Raw genomic sequence first — 14,925 nt, 5'->3', positions numbered from 1 at the left:
TCTGCAAAATTCCTTCCCGTTCCGCTCGGAAACGAAAAACGGAAGCGACCGGGTTAGTAACGTATTGACGTTAAGTTCATTTTTCTACATTAAGAATTTAATTTATAAATGAAAATAAAGGAGTGAATGGAGATGACAATACAGCAGTACACTGCTCAACATTTTGGGAAAGTGATCGATCTTCCGGCAAGCGAGATTGAAAAAAACCTGGAAGTACCACCAGATCGATCTTTAGGAGACTTGGCCTTTCCATGTTTTATACTAGCAAAAACGTTGAAAAAATCACCGGTTCAAATTGCCCAAACGTTAGCAGAAGAGTTGAAAGGGTCGACCCACTTTGAACGTATAGAAGCTGCAGGACCCTATCTGAACGTTTTCCTGCCAAAAATGCAGCTGACTCACGCGGTCATTTCTGAGATTTTAGAAAATGGACAGTCATATGGCAGTGAAACCACGAATAAAGGTACTATTACCATCGATCTTTCATCACCGAACATTGCCAAGCCGTTTTCCATGGGTCATTTGCGCTCAACGGTGATTGGGAATGCAATTGCCAACATCGCTTCGAAAAAAGGATACCAGCCATTCTGTATCAACCATTTAGGGGATTGGGGCACACAATTCGGAAAACTTATGACAGCCTACACCAAGTGGGGGGATGAAGCGGCCGTCAAGAAAAGTCCGATCAAGGAATTGAATACTCTGTATGTTAAATACCACGAAGAAGTGAAGGGTAACCCTGTACTTGACAATGAAGGAAGGGAATGGTTCAAAAGACTGGAAGACGGAGATGAAGAAGCGAGAAAATTGTGGACCTGGTTCAGAGAAGAATCTATACAGGAGTTTCAAAAGATATATGATTTACTTGATGTGCAATTCGACTCGATGAATGGGGAAGCCTTCTACAATGATAAAATGAAACCCGTCGTGGATGAGCTCAGCGAAAAGAAATTGTTGATTGAGTCAGAAGGGGCGATGGTGGTCGATCTTTCTGAGTTCAATCTTCCGCCTGCCTTGATACAGAAAAAGGACGGTGCCTCTCTTTATGCGACAAGAGATCTGGCAGCGGCTAAATACAGAAAAGCAACCTATCAATTTGTGAAATCTTTGTATGTCGTTGGTCACGAGCAATCCTTGCACTTTGAACAAGTGAAAAAAGTCCTGTCAAAAATGGGGTATCCATGGTCGGAGGACATGGAACATATTCCTTTTGGAATGATCCTGCAAGATGGAAAGAAAATGTCTACACGAAAAGGGAAGACGGTATTGCTTGAAGAAGTCCTTACTCAAACCATTCAGCAGGCAAAAGAAAACATCGAAAGTAAAAACCCGACGTTGGAAAATAAAGAAACGGTTGCGGAAATGGTGGGAGTCGGCGCAGTTATTTTCAATGATTTGAAACAATCACGATTGAATAGCGTCGAATTCGATATTACAAACATGCTTCGTTTTGAAGGAGAAACAGGTCCTTATGTCCAATATTCGCATGCACGGGCTTGTACGTTGTTAGCGAAGGGAGAATGGACCATTGAGGAACCAGCAGCTTCTTATGATGTCGAGGAACCGTATTTATGGGAGATCGTCCTGACCCTGGAGAAGTTTCCTGGTACAGTGGACCGAGCTTTGAAAGAATATGAACCGTCGATCATCTCACGTTATTTGATCGAGTTGTCAAGATACTTCAATCAATATTATGGGAAGGTACGGGTCCTGTCTGGAACGAAAGAGGAGCAAATGGCCCGTTTGAATGTAGTAAAAGCTGTAACGGTTGTATTGCAGGAAGGACTTCGGCTGCTTGGCATCAAGGCGCCAGAGAAGATGTAAGAAGGGGTGACCGATATAATGAAAAGGAAGAAGGGTCTCATCCATCATATCGAACTGTATGTCTCTGATCTGGAGAAAACGATTGAGTTCTGGGGATGGCTTCTTCCGGAGCTTGGCTATTTCGAATATCAGAAATGGGAAAAGGGACGAAGCTGGAAGCTGAAAGATTCCTATATCGTCTTCGTCCAAGCAGAAAAGAAATTCCTTGACGTTCCGTACCACCGCTGTCGAGTCGGTCTCAACCATTTAGCTTTCCATGCGGAATCCATGGATCAGGTCGATCGACTGACGGACGAATTGAAGAAAAGAGGCGTGAAGGTTTTATATCCTGACCGTCATCCATATGCAGGTGGATCTGACCATTACGCCGTCTATTTCGAAGATCCTGATCGGATCAAGGTTGAACTTGTAGCACCAAATTGAGGGATTGATGTTTAATATGGAAATTAGAGGACAACTGTTGCGTTATTTAGGTTAATCACCGTTGGTTTTCAGTGTTTTTCACCTAAAAAGGTCTCTAGTGTCCTCTAATTTTGTAAAACATAAAGAATTTGAGTAAATAGGGTCTCTGCTGTCCTCCAAATCTGTTCCATAAAGCTTATTGAGAGGCGAGCCATGAGACCGCCCAGATATCTTTTGTTTCATCTTGGACGAGTCTGAAGTACTTCATGTTTTCCGCGGTTCCGCCCCATGTGATATACGCTTCTTTACGATCCATTGGTGTCTCTTTAACAACTTGATTGAATTTCTCTACTTCCTGGATTTCCTGCAGTTTTTTTTCGGTATTCTTGCTCAATACGGGGTCTTTTGCAATTTCATCAAGATAGTGCTGTTTGGATGGCATGGCTCCAGCGGGATCTTGATAATACATGATATAGACGGTCTCATAGTCATTCTGTTGGACCGCATGATAATGGATCTGCATGACCTCGAATGGATTCAGCCCCTTAAGTGCATCCTGGCTTTGCTCAGTTTTCACCTGTTCATACACTGTTAAAAGGCGATCGTCTATAGGTAACAAGGGTCCGGAAATCGTTTGTTGCTGTCCATCATCTTTTTCAGCTATCGAAAAATCGTCTTTCGATGCATCTAGTTTGGCATCTCCCTTTTCGGATTCATCCAGAGCAGGCATCGCTTTTTCGGGTGATCCAGCGCTTTCCGGATTTGCACGATCGGCTGCTGAATTGATTCCAGCATCACTTGATTCACTGGAATGTTCGCTACTTGGTGGGAAGTTATCCATAGCAACCTGAACGACTGCAATTACAAGAAAAAGACAAACTGCAGTACTGAGTATCGGCTTCCAATGTGAATGCATGAACGATATTCGTGATGATCGTTTCTTAGTAATGGCGTTCCGGATGTTCTGTTTTTGTTTATCTGTGAATCGTTCTTCTGGAGACATCATTCGATTCAATGATTTGTTCAGATCTTTAAGTTGATTTTCCATCACCGATACCCCTTTCTGATGAAATAATTTCCTTAAGAAGCTGCCGGCCTCGATGTAGGCGTGTTTTTATCGTTGATTCGTTCGTCAGGAGCATCAGGCTGATCTCCTGGATCGTCAACTCCTCGAAATAATACAAGAGGAGTACTTCTCGATATTTAAGTGGCAAAGTTAGTACTTGTTTGGCTAATGTTTCACTTTCATCCTTCGCAATCAGATCAGCTTCAGGTGTTTGTGTATCTCCCTTCATCCAACGGGAGATTTTATCGGTGAATTGGAGGTTCTTGAACGACCAGGTCCTATGATAATCGTGGCACCGATTGATGGTAATCCGATAGATCCAGGTTTTCACGGATGATTCTCCACGAAAAGTATCCAGCTTGGTATAACAGGCGACAAAGGATTCCTGTACGATATCTTCGGCCTTTCCCCAATCTTTTACATAGGTATAAGCCAGCCGCGTCAATTTTTCCCCGTACTGGTCCATCATATGCTCGAGGACCTCCTCTTTCGGGTAACGGCCGATCACCTTATCAAGCTGTATCTTAGACCGATTTCTCGGTTGATGTTCTTCCAACCTGCTGACCTCCCTTATATGTCTTTAATCTATTGACGTAACCAAAGATCATTCCGTTTCAGCTTTGTAAAAAATTGTGAAGCAGTGATAGACGGCTCGCGAAATAACGAGTAAAGTAGTATGTAAGATATATGTTTATTATAGATGCGTTTAGGATGGAGGAGTGGCTTTATGGAAGATACCAGGATAATTGTCAGATGTGGATGGTGTGAAAACGATCCATTATTGATCAGTTACCATGATGAAGAGTGGGGGAAGTCTGTATCAGGGGATGATGAGCTCTTTGAAGCCCTGACATTAGAGATCTTTCAAGCAGGATTGAGCTGGAAAACGATTTTGCATAAACGTGAAAATTTCCGTAAAGCCTTCGATGACTTTGCGATAGCCAGGATAAAAAGCTATGGAAATGAAAAGGTAGAAGCACTCTTAGAAGATAAAGGCATCGTCCGCCACCGCAGGAAGATTGAAGCCACAATCCATAATGCTAATGTAGCTGAACAATTGATATCTAAATATGGAAGTCTAAAAAACTATTTCGATTCACTCCCAGAAGATCAACAGGAAAGAGAAAAGGCGATCAAAACTACATTCAAACATGTAGGACTGACAACAGCCGAAAGCTTCCTGATGGCAGCAGGCTTCACAGAACCAGCCCACAGTGAAGAATGCTTTTTGAAGAAATAAGGCTGTTTTCGCAAACTTTGTTGTTCTTGAAAGTCGTTGATTTCCGCTCCAGGATATTCGCTTTCCGCGGGGCGTGCGGTGAGCCCACTCGTCGCCTTGCGACCTCAGGAGTCTCCTTTTCTAGGAAGCATTTGTGCTCTTGCGTCTACAAGAAAGTCCTGTCGAAGCGAGCTTCCTCGTCGCATGCCTTGCGAGGAGATCTTTCAGGTAGTAGGCACGCTGATCCCGCAGGAGTCTCGCACCTTGCTCTCCAATCAACTTGCACAAGGTGAGTTTTTAAGAATGACTCAAAAGCAACAACCTTTTAGAAAAGAGCCAAAAATAAAAAGAAGGCACTTTTTAGATACCTTCTTCGATTAATTTTCTGCGTCTCATTATAAAGTAAAGTACTTAAACATCGGCGGATTTTCGTCATAAGCAACAGCTGAGCTACTCATCGGCGGATTTTCATCATAAGCAACAGCTGAGCTGCTCATGGGCGGATTTTCGTCATAGGCAACAGCTGAGCTGCTCATGGGCGGATTTTCGTCATAAGCAACAGCTGAGCTGCTCATCGGTGGATTTTCATCATAAGCAACAGCTGAACTGCTCTTTGGTGGTGGATTCTCATCATATACTTGTAAGTCATTGTTTAAGTTTTGCTGTGCACAGATAGAACCACTGATCATAATTAAACTTAATGAAAGAAGCAGTGTTATAGACTTTAAAAACCTTTTCATTTTACACACCCTTTTAAGTGAATTTTTTATTAGTAATTAAAGCTAATTTGTAATACTCACTAGCACTCTTATATTGTGAATTATTATAATAGTAATCAGCCAAGAGGGATGAGTACTCGCTAACATGTTCAAAAATGTTTTTATTTTGGAAGTAGGGGATAGCTACCTTTTTAAGGTAAACTTCAAATTCCTTATTAAAATCATCTTCTAACCTATATTCTAATATCTTTGCATGTATATCATATTCTTCATTGTTCTTTACTTTCAATTGTTTCTTAACTTTATCTAACCACTGTTTTGAAAGCTCCAACTCATCTAAATTCAAATGTTCTTTAGCGACCAGATAATAAGTAATATATACGTTTGAATTATCGTACTTATCTTTAATAGATAGGCTTTTCATGTAGTATTGTATAGCTGTTTCAGGCTGTCCTTTATTACTGTATACAAATCCTATATTATGGTAAATCATTCCTAAGCTGCGGTTATCATTAAACGATTCAGCAAACTTTAATGCTTGATTAAAATGATACTCTGCTTGAGAATAACTTTTTATTCGACGATTTGCTATACCAAGTAAGATTTGGCAATCAGAACTCCTGCTGAAGTTATATTCTCTATCAAATATTTCCAGTGCTTTGTAAGCGTAAGTCATTACAGAAGTACTGTGGAATAAATAACTATGGGATAAAGCTATACTGTAATAAAAGACTCCGACCTCAACCTGGTTAAGTGGAGTTTGTTGTAAATTACCCTCGGCCTTTTCGAAATGGATAATTGCTTCAGAATATTCCTTTACATAATAGTAATAAAAGCCCTTTATAAAATAGTAATAGAAGTTTATGGAAGGGTCTTGATACGTTTCTTGCAGTTTACTAATTTTTTTTATCAGAGGTTTTGCCTCATCTAAGTTATTTTTTATTAAGTAGAACCTTATTAAAAACAAATCGTATCTTGAAAGAAGTAGAGGATCTTCTATAAAAGGAAGATACTTTTTAATTTTTGAATGAAGTTCTTCTGCTTCTTCATATTTTCGAAGAATAATTAAGTAATTCCACTCATTTAATAACCCAAGTATATTTACATCTAACTGCTCTTCAGTAGGAGAGATCCCAAGCCTTTCACAAAGCAGTTCAATGACGTCTTCACTAGATTTGGCGTCTCCATTTTCGATTTTACTAAGGTACGATACGGAGCAAATTCCCCTAGCTAATTCTTCCTGAGTGAGGCTTTTTGTTTTCCTGTAATATCTTATTCGTTGTCCTATCAAAATATCCCCCCTCCCAAACTTGGGAAAATTGACCCGAAAAACCATCAAATATCGTCTATCAAAACTACCATTTTTCCCAATACAGGACCATATGTTCCTTTGATAAAATAAATATAACACAAAATATGTTTACTAGTTAGTCTTTCAAACTAGTTTTTCTGTATTTTGGAAAGATTATTACAATGATTGTAGTAAGAATGTTCTTGTTTTAATTATGACATGAATGGGAGGATAGCATAATGGGAAAAATGAACAGTTTCATCAATGACAAACGTGAATCGAAAGGCCCGTTTTATGCTTCTGATGACCTGGGGATTGGAAAAAGATCAAAAACTTTAAATAGAAAAACAGTGAAATTTACCCAAGAAAATACGAAGGATCTACTTACTGATGATCACGAGAATAAGTGGTATTACAACCGTGTTGATAAAAAGGGCCATATTGCTCTTGTAGCTGTCAATCCGAACAATGATACAGTCGTAAAAAAGAAACTTTACGGTACACCGAATATTTATGAATTTCCTGATCATGTGGTGATTGCCTGTGAAGGAGATGGTGAAACAGGATCAGTGTACCAATTCTCTAAAGCGACTATAGAGTTGGTGGAAGAATGGGAAATTGATGGATTCATTTGGGATGTGAACATGTACAATAATTCAGTCTGTGTTTCGGCGTACGTAGTCGATCTTGATATGGCCAGGTTGTATATCCTAAATGGCAAATCAATTGATTTTGTCGAGCTCGGTACTCATTTTGCACCTGCAGATATATTGGTTTTACAAAATGATCTATTCATATCCGCATATCCATTGACAGAAAGAAGCCCGAAAAAGATATTAAGACTCGATCATGAGTTTGAGCTTGTAAAGGAATATGATGTATCCATCTGCCCAAGGTTTTTATTCAAGGATGGCGAAGAGATTCTGATACAGGAGTTGGACGTGAAAACGGGTCGATCTGATCGGTATTCGTCCCTGGATCTACAAACTGGAGAAGAAATCATCACGAAGCGGAGAAAACCAACACGGCGTGTAAGCTTCTATTAAATTGAACTGATTTCGGAAGAGGCTGGGACAAAACGATAACTGCCAACAGAAAAGACGAACAATCAAATAGATTGGAGAAAATGAAAGACGAAAAGCATAGACAACATCCGTAGACTCCTGCGGGAACAGCACGAGTCGAAGACCCCGCAAGAAAGCGATTTGTGCTTTCTGAGGAGGCTGAGGCCGTGCCCGCGGAAAGCGAAGGATGTTGACGAAGCGGAACCTTCATTTATTACCACTGAAGAAAACCCGGACAAATTGAAATTGTTCGGGTTTTCTATTGAACAAAGTTCATTGTCCCAGCCTCTTTTTTCCGCTGAAAGTATAAAATACTTTCTTCAGTATAAGCGCAACTAAGGCTAATCCTGCGCTAAAGTCTTGGCTTTGCCCTGTTTCATTTCACGTATTGTTCAATTTGTGGAACAGGGAATATAAGATGAATATCAAATTAGTGGTTGAGAGGAGTGGGTCAGAATGTGGGAAGGCTCAGCTGCTGTTTGTGTAAAAGACCGATATCTTTTGGTGGTACAACAAGGGGAAAAAAAGTTATGGACGGTTCCATCCGGAGAAAAGTTTGAGGAGGAGTCCTACGAAGCATGTTGTTTACGTGAACTCGAAGAAGAAACGGGTTACCTCGGTGATATTCAGCGGTCGTTATTCGTGAAAAAAGGACAAAGTTTCGGCATCGATATCACTGTCCATTATTTTCGTGTCCAGATCACAAGCGGGGAGATGAAGATCCAGGATCCCGATGAATTGATTCATGATATTAAATGGGTGTCTTTAAAAGAACTGCAAACACTTGATCTGTCTTTCCCTGAAGATTTAGTGTTTCTTTCGGAGTACATCAAACAATCTTCATGAGAATAAAATATATTAAAAATTCTGTAAAATAAGCAAAATTGGGAAATATTGTTTTGCGAATGTCCCAAAATTAAAAGAAAATGGTAATTGGTGTGATGTCCTGTCAAAATAGCATTCTTATACGAATGCTATTGTTGGACCAAAAATCTTTTATAGGGGCACGCGAAAATGAAAAAGATCACAGTATTACTTGTGTCTCTTCTTTTAAGCTTTGTTTGGATACTCCCAGATAACATTCATGCAGAAAACGATGAACCAACAGATCTTTTAAGTGAGACCTCCATTTTAATCGATACAAAAACAGGTGAAGTATTAGCAGAAGAAAATCCTGATAAACGAATGTATCCGGCAAGCATTACGAAAATCGTGACCGCGATCATGGCGATCGAGTCTGGAAAAATGGATGACGTAGTGACTATCAGTGAGAATGCAGCCTCTGCACCAGGCACACAGGTATACCTGGTAGAAGGAGAGCAGATGACATTACGTCAGCTCGTGCAGGGAATGCTGATCAACTCTGGAAATGATGCAGCCATTGCGATTGCCGAACATCTAGCAGGAAGTGAAGAAGAATTCGCACAGGATATGAATGAATTCGCTCAAGAGGAACTTGGATTAAAAAACACCCATTTCGTCAATCCGAATGGACTGCCTGATGACGACCATTATTCAACCGCTGCAGATATGGCTGAATTCACACGATATGCGATGCGATTTGATGAGTTCAAAGAAATTGTCCGTACGAAAGAGATGGATTGGAAGGGCGCAGGATGGGAAACGATCCTTTATAATCACCATAAGCTTTTATGGCGTTATGATGGAGCAATCGGCGTCAAGAATGGGTACACGAGCAAATCCAAGCATACACTCGTAACAGCTGCTGAACGAAATGGCACATCGTTAATCGTTGTTACGATGAAGAATGATTCGTCCGAGCAAGCCTATCAGGATACAATCGAACTGTTGGATTATGGATTCGAACATTATGAAACGAAAAAAATCGAAAAAGGAACAGTCTTCACAAATGTTGATGGGGAAGAAATAAAGCTTAACGAAGATAAATTGTTCACTCATAAAATCAATGAAGGCTTTGAAGCGAAAATTAATGAAGATGGAAATTTAATCATCAAAAATGATGTAGATGAAGAAATCGCTTCTTTCCCGCTTGTTCCAAATTCAAAAAAGAGCGGAGGAATTAAAGAAGCAATCGGAAGTGTACAGGTCGAGGAGGCTGAAGGATCCTTAGTTCCTGTCTTATTGAAAGGAATTTTACTCCTCTTTGTCGTGATGTTCATTTGGAACTTCATTAGGAAAAGAAAAAGACGGAAGAAGAAAAAGCTGCGGAAAAAGCGAATGATGGAAGAAATAAACCGGATAAAGGGTTCGACTTAAGGCTGTGAAAGCTAAGGTCGGTCCCTTTTTGCGTTTCAATACGGATCATCTGCAAATACAGATCTACCATAAGTACAAATTGGGTGATATAGGAAATGTCGACCAGTTAGGTTATAATCAGTTAAGAGTTGTTGAATCTACGACAGGAGGCCACGATTCATCATGCGTTTGGAACCATCTATCCAGATTGCGCCGAAAGCTTTGACCGTATGGCGTATTTACGGTGCTTTCAATAGTCTTTTCTTTATACTGCTATCGATCGGAAGTATTGTTCTTGTGCTTCTGACTCCAGTTCCGGTTTGGGTATCGATCATTACCATATTGATTACTGCTCTTCTTACATACCTTTTTATCCAAGTACTGCCCACGATCCGTCATCGTGTCTGGCGTTATGAAGTGCGGGAATATGAAATTGAATTGAAGTTCGGGCTTTTGATCATTCGCAGGGTGCTGATTCCTATGGTACGTGTTCAACATGTCGATACGAAGCAAGGACCGATTCTCCGTCACTATGATTTATCGACCGTCACGATCTCTACAGCTGCCACAACTCATGAAATTCCGGCTTTAGATCGTGAAACAGCAGATCAAGTGCGGGACTATATCTCACAAATGGCCAGGGTGACAGAAGAAGATGTTTGAGCCGACAAGACTTCATCCATTAGCTGCTGGATTGTCCTTTTTGAAGATACTCAGAGAATGGATCATCCCGATTATCATATTTTTCATATTCGGTCCTGGAAGTCCGCCGGGAATGACCTGGGTTTCATTTGCACCGTTCCTTTTCATTCTTTTGTTAGGAGGCTACGGCGTCCTGCATTGGTTTCGATTCACCTATCATATTGAAGGTGAAGAACTGAAGATTGAGTATGGTGTGTTTGTAAGGAAGAAACGATATATCCCGAAAAGAAGGATTCAATCGATCGATTACACCCAGGGGATTTTTCACCGGATTTTTGATGTCGTGAAAATCAATATTGAAACAGCTGGAGGGCCTGGTGGGGCAGAAGCTTCGTTATCTGCAGTCAGTCTAGCGAATGCTGAGCAGTTGAAAGAAGCCCTACGTGAAGAAAAAACGAGGACCGAAGAGGCTGAAGTACAGGTAGAATCTGAGAAGGAATCACCTGCTTATAGCTATAAGTTATCATTGAAGGATTTGCTGCTGGCAGCTTCAACTTCAGGCGGGATTGGTGTCACACTGCCGCTGATTGGAACCCTGAGCTCCCAGTTCGAAAATTTCATCCCGGATGAATTTTATGTAGAAGCTTTTAATTGGTTAAGCGGGTTCAGTTGGGTCGTGATTGCCGTTATGGCTTTCTTCTCATTATTGTTTGCATGGTTCATCTCCTTTGTCGGTGTGATCTTAAAATATGCTAATTTCCAAATCAGACGCTTCGAAGACCGGATCGTCATCAGCAGAGGATTGCTTGAAAAACGGGAGCTTACCCTTCCGTTGCACCGGGTCCAGGGAATACGAGTAGTTGAAAGTGTCCTGCGGCAGCCTTTTGGTTTCGCGACCGTACATGTAGAAAGTGCTGGTGGTGCTGGGCCGGAAATGGGCGTTTCTGCAATGTTGTTTCCGTTCATCAAGCGTTCCAAAATCAATTCGGAGCTGACGGAAATTCTTCCAGACTACAATGTGCCTGCAAAAATGAAACCATTACCGAAACGGGCCATGAGGCGCTATATTCTACGAAATGTTGCTCCGGCAATCATTGTGCTTCCATTATTTTGGGTGGTTCCATCACAATTTTGGATTTTGCTGTTTATACCTGTCCCCATCCTCGTAATGTGGGGCATCCTAGATTTCAAGGATAGTAAATGGTTGATCGAGGGGCGGTCTTTTTATATGCAAACAAGGACGCTATCACGATCTATGCTCATCACGAAAAAGAGACGAATGCAGGATTTTGAGATCAAACAATCCATATTTCAACGACGGCATGAGTTGATTACGGTGAAAACTGCAATTTTATCAGGCGGGGTCGGCAAAGTTTTTCAATTGAAGGACGTAGAAACCAAAAATTGGAATGAAGCGTTTGGTTGGTTTTCTCGAAAGTCTCAGGAAAGTAAGTTACAATGAATATAATAATATTGAAGCTCCTGTTCGCAGGGGCTTTTTCTTTTATAGTCTTTAGTTTTTAAATGTCGGATATAAAGGAAATGTCGAGGATATGAAGAAATGTGTAGATAGATTTCATAAAGGGAAATGAGGGAACTAGATGTTCATCGTTCATTCTACAGTGGTTGTACCGAAAGAAAAATCAGAAGAAGTCGTAAAGATCTACCAGAACCGCTCTAAATCAGTTGATAAAGCGCAAGGATTTGTTTCGTTCGAATTGCTGCAGAATGACAAAACCCCTGAAGAGCTGACTGTTCAGATCAAATTCGAAGATAAAGAAAGCTATATGAGTTGGGTCCGAAGTGATGACTTCAAAAGAATCCATGAATTAGAAAAGAAGTATCCGGACAAGGAATTAGCTGGTATTGTTCCGAAAGTCCGGATGTATAGCGTGGTGGCCACATGATTGATATAAAAGAACGGATGATTGTTGAAGTGGTGGAGCAAATTTATAGAAAATACCCTGAGCTTAAAGAACGATATGGAGAGCAAGGGGTCCAGAAATGCCGTGAAGACAATGACCACCATTTCAAGCATTTGGAAACGGCGTTTGAATTGAAAAATGACCAATTCTTTGTGGATTATGCTCTTTGGTTGAATGGAATCCTCCAAAACCATGGGATGACAGCAGAGCACCTCTATATCAATTTTGAACTGATACAGAAAGTTTTAGATGATGAGCTCGGTACTGAACGTAAAGATGCTTACGAAAATGCATTGAACAAAGCGATCATTATATTGAAAAATAAGTGAGAGGCGACAAAGGCGGGTGACGGAATGACTATAGATGCAAAGAAATTCGCGGGTTATTTATTAAATGGGGATGAATTGAGCTGTGAGGAGTACCTGGAGTCATTGGCCTATAAGGAAAATATTTTGAAAGTATTGCAACTATTTACTGGAGCAATGCAGCATGTCGGTGAGCTATGGGAAAATAATGAGATTTCAGTCGCAGATGAACACCTTGCCACTGCTACCTGCGATTATGTCCTCTCTTATTATAAATTTCGATACATCACTCGTAAGATTCCGATCAAACATAATAAAAAAGCAATGTTTTTATGTTTGGAAAACGAACAGCATTATCTCGGAACGAAAATGATAGCATGTGTTTTCGAAAGTTTCGGCTGGAATGTAAGGCTTTTTGGGGCGAATTTACCGCTTGAATATGCCCGTTCCCAAGCAGAAGAATGGAAGCCGGATATCATTGGGATTTCGGTTGCAATTTTGTACCACCTGCCGAAATTGAATTTATATATCGAGGAACTGACCGCGACTTCAAGTGCCCCTGGAATTTTGGTGGGCGGACGGCTCAGTGGTTTATACGATTTGATGCCTTATTGTACAGAACAGACGACAATCCTCAAGGATATTATTGAAGTAAGCCGATGGTTGGAAGAACAAAAGGTCGAGGAGAACACTGATGATAAATACAAACAACATACCAATCCTATACTTTCAAATAAATGAAGATTACGAAATCATCCGACGCTCGAAGGTTACTTCTTCGAAGTTTCCGAATGTAAAAGGATTCTTAGAACTTATAGACGGAGACAGTATTGACAAAGCGAAGAGATACCTGGATCCAAAGAATGGTGATATTGAAATAGAACTTGTGATGAAGACGTTCCTTAGTCCATTTTCCTTATTTCAGGTACGTGTTTCATGGAACATGGATCATACTGCTGAGGTGGTCTGTCTTGAAAAGACTGCTGAAAACGATCGATTATTCACTCAGATTGATCGATTGCGGAACAGACTTGAAGATACCAATTATGAATTGCTTGAAAAGAAGGATGAACTTGAGAAGGCTATGAAAAGAGTGGATGAACTGTCTGGCCCCTTCATTTCACTGACAGATTCTACAGCATTGGTGCCTTTATTCGGGGACTTGACAGCAGAGAAGGTCGAAACGATTTCCGATAAAATCCTGAAAAACGCTCACAACAAAAATCAGGACAGTTTATATTTTGATTTTACAGGTGTTGGTGAAATTAAGAAAGAAGGTTTTGAGGGACTCCAACGGTTATTCAAGACGTTATGGTATATGGGAGAAATCAAGGCAATCATCATAGGGATCTCTCCTCAACAAGCGATTGTCATGAACCAATTGGATACAGAATATCATCTGACTTTTGTTTCTACATTAAGAGAAGCGCTCAAGTCACTCAATAAAAAAACAAAGACAGGAGCTGACCATGTATAAGTCGCTCCTGTTTTTTGCTTGTAATAGTGATTGTATGAATCGCACCACAACTACTTCACGGATTCAATATCTTGTACGTTCTCCCATCAGTATGATTGGACCTAAAGCGGCTCCACCTACTAAACCGAAGAGATGGCCGAGGATATTGATGTTAGGTGTAACGAATGTCATGACTAAGCTTAAGACGAGGATCGTCATGACGATTTGAGAATTTTGTTGATCAATAAGCTCTTTTCGGGCATAAATGATGTATACATACAAGCCGAACAAACCAAATATCGCACCAGATGCCCCTATATGATTGTATCCAGGACCTTGAAGGATGAAGGTTGCAATATTTGCGATGACCCCTGCACCGAGGTAGCCAAGGATGAATTTGAACTTTCCTAGAATCCGTTCTAATCCAGGACCGAATAGGAATAAGGAAAACGTATTGAACAGGACATGAGGGAAAGATTCATGTATGAAGATTGGGGTTACAAGTCTCCAATACTCACCTTGACCAATGTAGAAATTCATGCCGGCAGTTAAATGCAGCAATGCTGGGAAAAGATTGACACCGATGAATAAAACGATATGAATGGCCATGATTATGGTGATAATAGGATACAATCGCCTGAACGATCGAAAATTTTCTGTTCGGATAAACACAAGAAAGACCTCCCTTTTCAACCAGGGTCTATTTTTCACTTAAAGAAAGTATAAAATACGTTCTTCAGTATAAGTGCACAAGCTGGTGGCTTCGGAAGCAATACACCGCACGAAGGAAAAGTA

17 protein-coding genes are annotated in these 14,925 nt (G+C 40.6%); 12 read left to right on the top strand and 5 right to left on the bottom strand.

All coding sequences use genetic code 11. The features are described 5' to 3' along the window. Positions 1 to 132: 132 nt before the first annotated feature. The gene (gene argS, locus N8M93_RS18785) at positions 133 to 1,824 is read left to right on the top strand and encodes an arginine--tRNA ligase (RefSeq protein ID WP_261134172.1); all 1,692 of its coding nucleotides are present in this window, start codon (positions 133 to 135) and stop codon (positions 1,822 to 1,824) included. 18 nt (positions 1,825 to 1,842) lie between these two features. Beyond that, entirely contained in the window at positions 1,843 to 2,247 is a 405-nt protein-coding gene (locus N8M93_RS18780) for a VOC family protein (RefSeq protein ID WP_261134171.1), read from the top strand. Between the two features lie 175 nt (positions 2,248 to 2,422). Here N8M93_RS18780 and N8M93_RS18775 read toward each other — a convergent pair whose 3' ends face one another. Then, positions 2,423 to 3,274 carry a hypothetical protein gene (locus N8M93_RS18775; protein WP_261134170.1) on the bottom strand — a complete coding sequence of 284 codons (852 nt, stop codon included), beginning with the start codon at positions 3,272 to 3,274 and terminating at the stop codon, positions 2,423 to 2,425. Further along, positions 3,258 to 3,848: a sigma-70 family RNA polymerase sigma factor gene (locus N8M93_RS18770; protein ID WP_261134169.1), complete on the bottom strand. Its 591-nt coding sequence runs from the start codon at positions 3,846 to 3,848 to the stop codon at positions 3,258 to 3,260. Before N8M93_RS18770 ends, N8M93_RS18775 begins: the two co-directional genes overlap by 17 nt. A 171-nt stretch (positions 3,849 to 4,019) precedes the next feature. Here N8M93_RS18770 and N8M93_RS18765 point away from each other — a divergent pair, with 171 nt between their 5' ends. After that, positions 4,020 to 4,532: a DNA-3-methyladenine glycosylase I gene (locus N8M93_RS18765; RefSeq protein WP_261134168.1), complete on the top strand. Its 513-nt coding sequence runs from the start codon at positions 4,020 to 4,022 to the stop codon at positions 4,530 to 4,532. A 374-nt stretch (positions 4,533 to 4,906) separates the two neighbouring features. Here N8M93_RS18765 and N8M93_RS18760 read toward each other — a convergent pair whose 3' ends face one another. Both N8M93_RS18760 and N8M93_RS18755 read right to left on the bottom strand, forming a co-directional pair. Then, positions 4,907 to 5,251 (bottom strand): hypothetical protein, encoded by a 345-nt coding sequence (locus tag N8M93_RS18760; RefSeq protein WP_261134167.1) that lies wholly within the window; start codon positions 5,249 to 5,251, stop codon positions 4,907 to 4,909. Positions 5,252 to 5,264: 13 nt separating this feature from the next. Next, the gene (locus tag N8M93_RS18755) at positions 5,265 to 6,521 is read right to left on the bottom strand and encodes a helix-turn-helix domain-containing protein (RefSeq protein WP_261134166.1); all 1,257 of its coding nucleotides are present in this window, start codon (positions 6,519 to 6,521) and stop codon (positions 5,265 to 5,267) included. A 239-nt stretch (positions 6,522 to 6,760) separates the two neighbouring features. Between N8M93_RS18755 and N8M93_RS18750 the strand changes: the two genes are divergently transcribed. From N8M93_RS18750 to N8M93_RS18710, 9 genes are all read left to right on the top strand, one after another. Beyond that, positions 6,761 to 7,567, top strand: coding sequence for a hypothetical protein (locus N8M93_RS18750; RefSeq protein WP_261134165.1), 807 nt, complete (start codon positions 6,761 to 6,763; stop codon positions 7,565 to 7,567). Positions 7,568 to 8,041: 474 nt separating this feature from the next. After that, positions 8,042 to 8,431 carry an NUDIX hydrolase gene (locus N8M93_RS18745; RefSeq protein WP_261134164.1) on the top strand — a complete coding sequence of 130 codons (390 nt, stop codon included), beginning with the start codon at positions 8,042 to 8,044 and terminating at the stop codon, positions 8,429 to 8,431. Between the two features lie 168 nt (positions 8,432 to 8,599). Further along, the gene (locus tag N8M93_RS18740; protein WP_261134163.1) at positions 8,600 to 9,823 is read left to right on the top strand and encodes a D-alanyl-D-alanine carboxypeptidase family protein; all 1,224 of its coding nucleotides are present in this window, start codon (positions 8,600 to 8,602) and stop codon (positions 9,821 to 9,823) included. A gap of 162 nt (positions 9,824 to 9,985) precedes the next feature. Next, on the top strand, positions 9,986 to 10,465 hold the full coding sequence (locus N8M93_RS18735) for a PH domain-containing protein (protein ID WP_261134162.1): 480 nt from the start codon (positions 9,986 to 9,988) through the stop codon (positions 10,463 to 10,465). Then, positions 10,458 to 11,906 carry a PH domain-containing protein gene (locus tag N8M93_RS18730; RefSeq protein WP_261134161.1) on the top strand — a complete coding sequence of 483 codons (1,449 nt, stop codon included), beginning with the start codon at positions 10,458 to 10,460 and terminating at the stop codon, positions 11,904 to 11,906. Before N8M93_RS18735 ends, N8M93_RS18730 begins: the two co-directional genes overlap by 8 nt. Positions 11,907 to 12,045: 139 nt before the next feature. After that, complete coding sequence (locus N8M93_RS18725; protein ID WP_261134160.1) at positions 12,046 to 12,351, top strand: antibiotic biosynthesis monooxygenase; 306 nt, start codon at positions 12,046 to 12,048, stop codon at positions 12,349 to 12,351. Then, on the top strand, positions 12,348 to 12,698 hold the full coding sequence (locus N8M93_RS18720) for a hypothetical protein (protein WP_261134159.1): 351 nt from the start codon (positions 12,348 to 12,350) through the stop codon (positions 12,696 to 12,698). Before N8M93_RS18725 ends, N8M93_RS18720 begins: the two co-directional genes overlap by 4 nt. 24 nt (positions 12,699 to 12,722) lie before the next feature. Next, the gene (locus tag N8M93_RS18715; protein ID WP_261134158.1) at positions 12,723 to 13,415 is read left to right on the top strand and encodes a B12-binding domain-containing protein; all 693 of its coding nucleotides are present in this window, start codon (positions 12,723 to 12,725) and stop codon (positions 13,413 to 13,415) included. Continuing rightward, the gene (locus N8M93_RS18710) at positions 13,369 to 14,151 is read left to right on the top strand and encodes an STAS domain-containing protein (protein WP_261134157.1); all 783 of its coding nucleotides are present in this window, start codon (positions 13,369 to 13,371) and stop codon (positions 14,149 to 14,151) included. Before N8M93_RS18715 ends, N8M93_RS18710 begins: the two co-directional genes overlap by 47 nt. 63 nt (positions 14,152 to 14,214) lie before the next feature. Here N8M93_RS18710 and N8M93_RS18705 read toward each other — a convergent pair whose 3' ends face one another. Next, a complete protein-coding gene (locus N8M93_RS18705) occupies positions 14,215 to 14,802 on the bottom strand; it encodes a rhomboid family intramembrane serine protease (protein ID WP_261134156.1) in 588 nt (195 codons plus the stop codon). Positions 14,803 to 14,925: the final 123 nt, after the last annotated feature.

Origin of the sequence: Bacillus sp. Marseille-Q3570, assembly GCF_946151055.1 — a bacterium.
GTDB lineage: Bacteria > Bacillota > Bacilli > Bacillales > Fictibacillaceae > Pseudalkalibacillus.
This window is presented reverse-complemented; position numbering and strand designations above follow the sequence as displayed.

Coding starts and splice junctions, on each gene's coding strand:
- argS (WP_261134172.1), top strand. CDS start 133: ATGACAATACAGCAGTACACTGCTCAACATTTTGGGAAAGTGATCGAT.
- N8M93_RS18780 (WP_261134171.1), top strand. CDS start 1,843: ATGAAAAGGAAGAAGGGTCTCATCCATCATATCGAACTGTATGTCTCT.
- N8M93_RS18775 (WP_261134170.1), bottom strand. CDS start 3,274: ATGGAAAATCAACTTAAAGATCTGAACAAATCATTGAATCGAATGATG.
- N8M93_RS18765 (WP_261134168.1), top strand. CDS start 4,020: ATGGAAGATACCAGGATAATTGTCAGATGTGGATGGTGTGAAAACGAT.
- N8M93_RS18760 (WP_261134167.1), bottom strand. CDS start 5,251: ATGAAAAGGTTTTTAAAGTCTATAACACTGCTTCTTTCATTAAGTTTA.
- N8M93_RS18750 (WP_261134165.1), top strand. CDS start 6,761: ATGGGAAAAATGAACAGTTTCATCAATGACAAACGTGAATCGAAAGGC.
- N8M93_RS18745 (WP_261134164.1), top strand. CDS start 8,042: ATGTGGGAAGGCTCAGCTGCTGTTTGTGTAAAAGACCGATATCTTTTG.
- N8M93_RS18740 (WP_261134163.1), top strand. CDS start 8,600: ATGAAAAAGATCACAGTATTACTTGTGTCTCTTCTTTTAAGCTTTGTT.
- N8M93_RS18735 (WP_261134162.1), top strand. CDS start 9,986: ATGCGTTTGGAACCATCTATCCAGATTGCGCCGAAAGCTTTGACCGTA.
- N8M93_RS18730 (WP_261134161.1), top strand. CDS start 10,458: ATGTTTGAGCCGACAAGACTTCATCCATTAGCTGCTGGATTGTCCTTT.
- N8M93_RS18725 (WP_261134160.1), top strand. CDS start 12,046: ATGTTCATCGTTCATTCTACAGTGGTTGTACCGAAAGAAAAATCAGAA.
- N8M93_RS18720 (WP_261134159.1), top strand. CDS start 12,348: ATGATTGATATAAAAGAACGGATGATTGTTGAAGTGGTGGAGCAAATT.
- N8M93_RS18715 (WP_261134158.1), top strand. CDS start 12,723: ATGACTATAGATGCAAAGAAATTCGCGGGTTATTTATTAAATGGGGAT.
- N8M93_RS18710 (WP_261134157.1), top strand. CDS start 13,369: ATGATAAATACAAACAACATACCAATCCTATACTTTCAAATAAATGAA.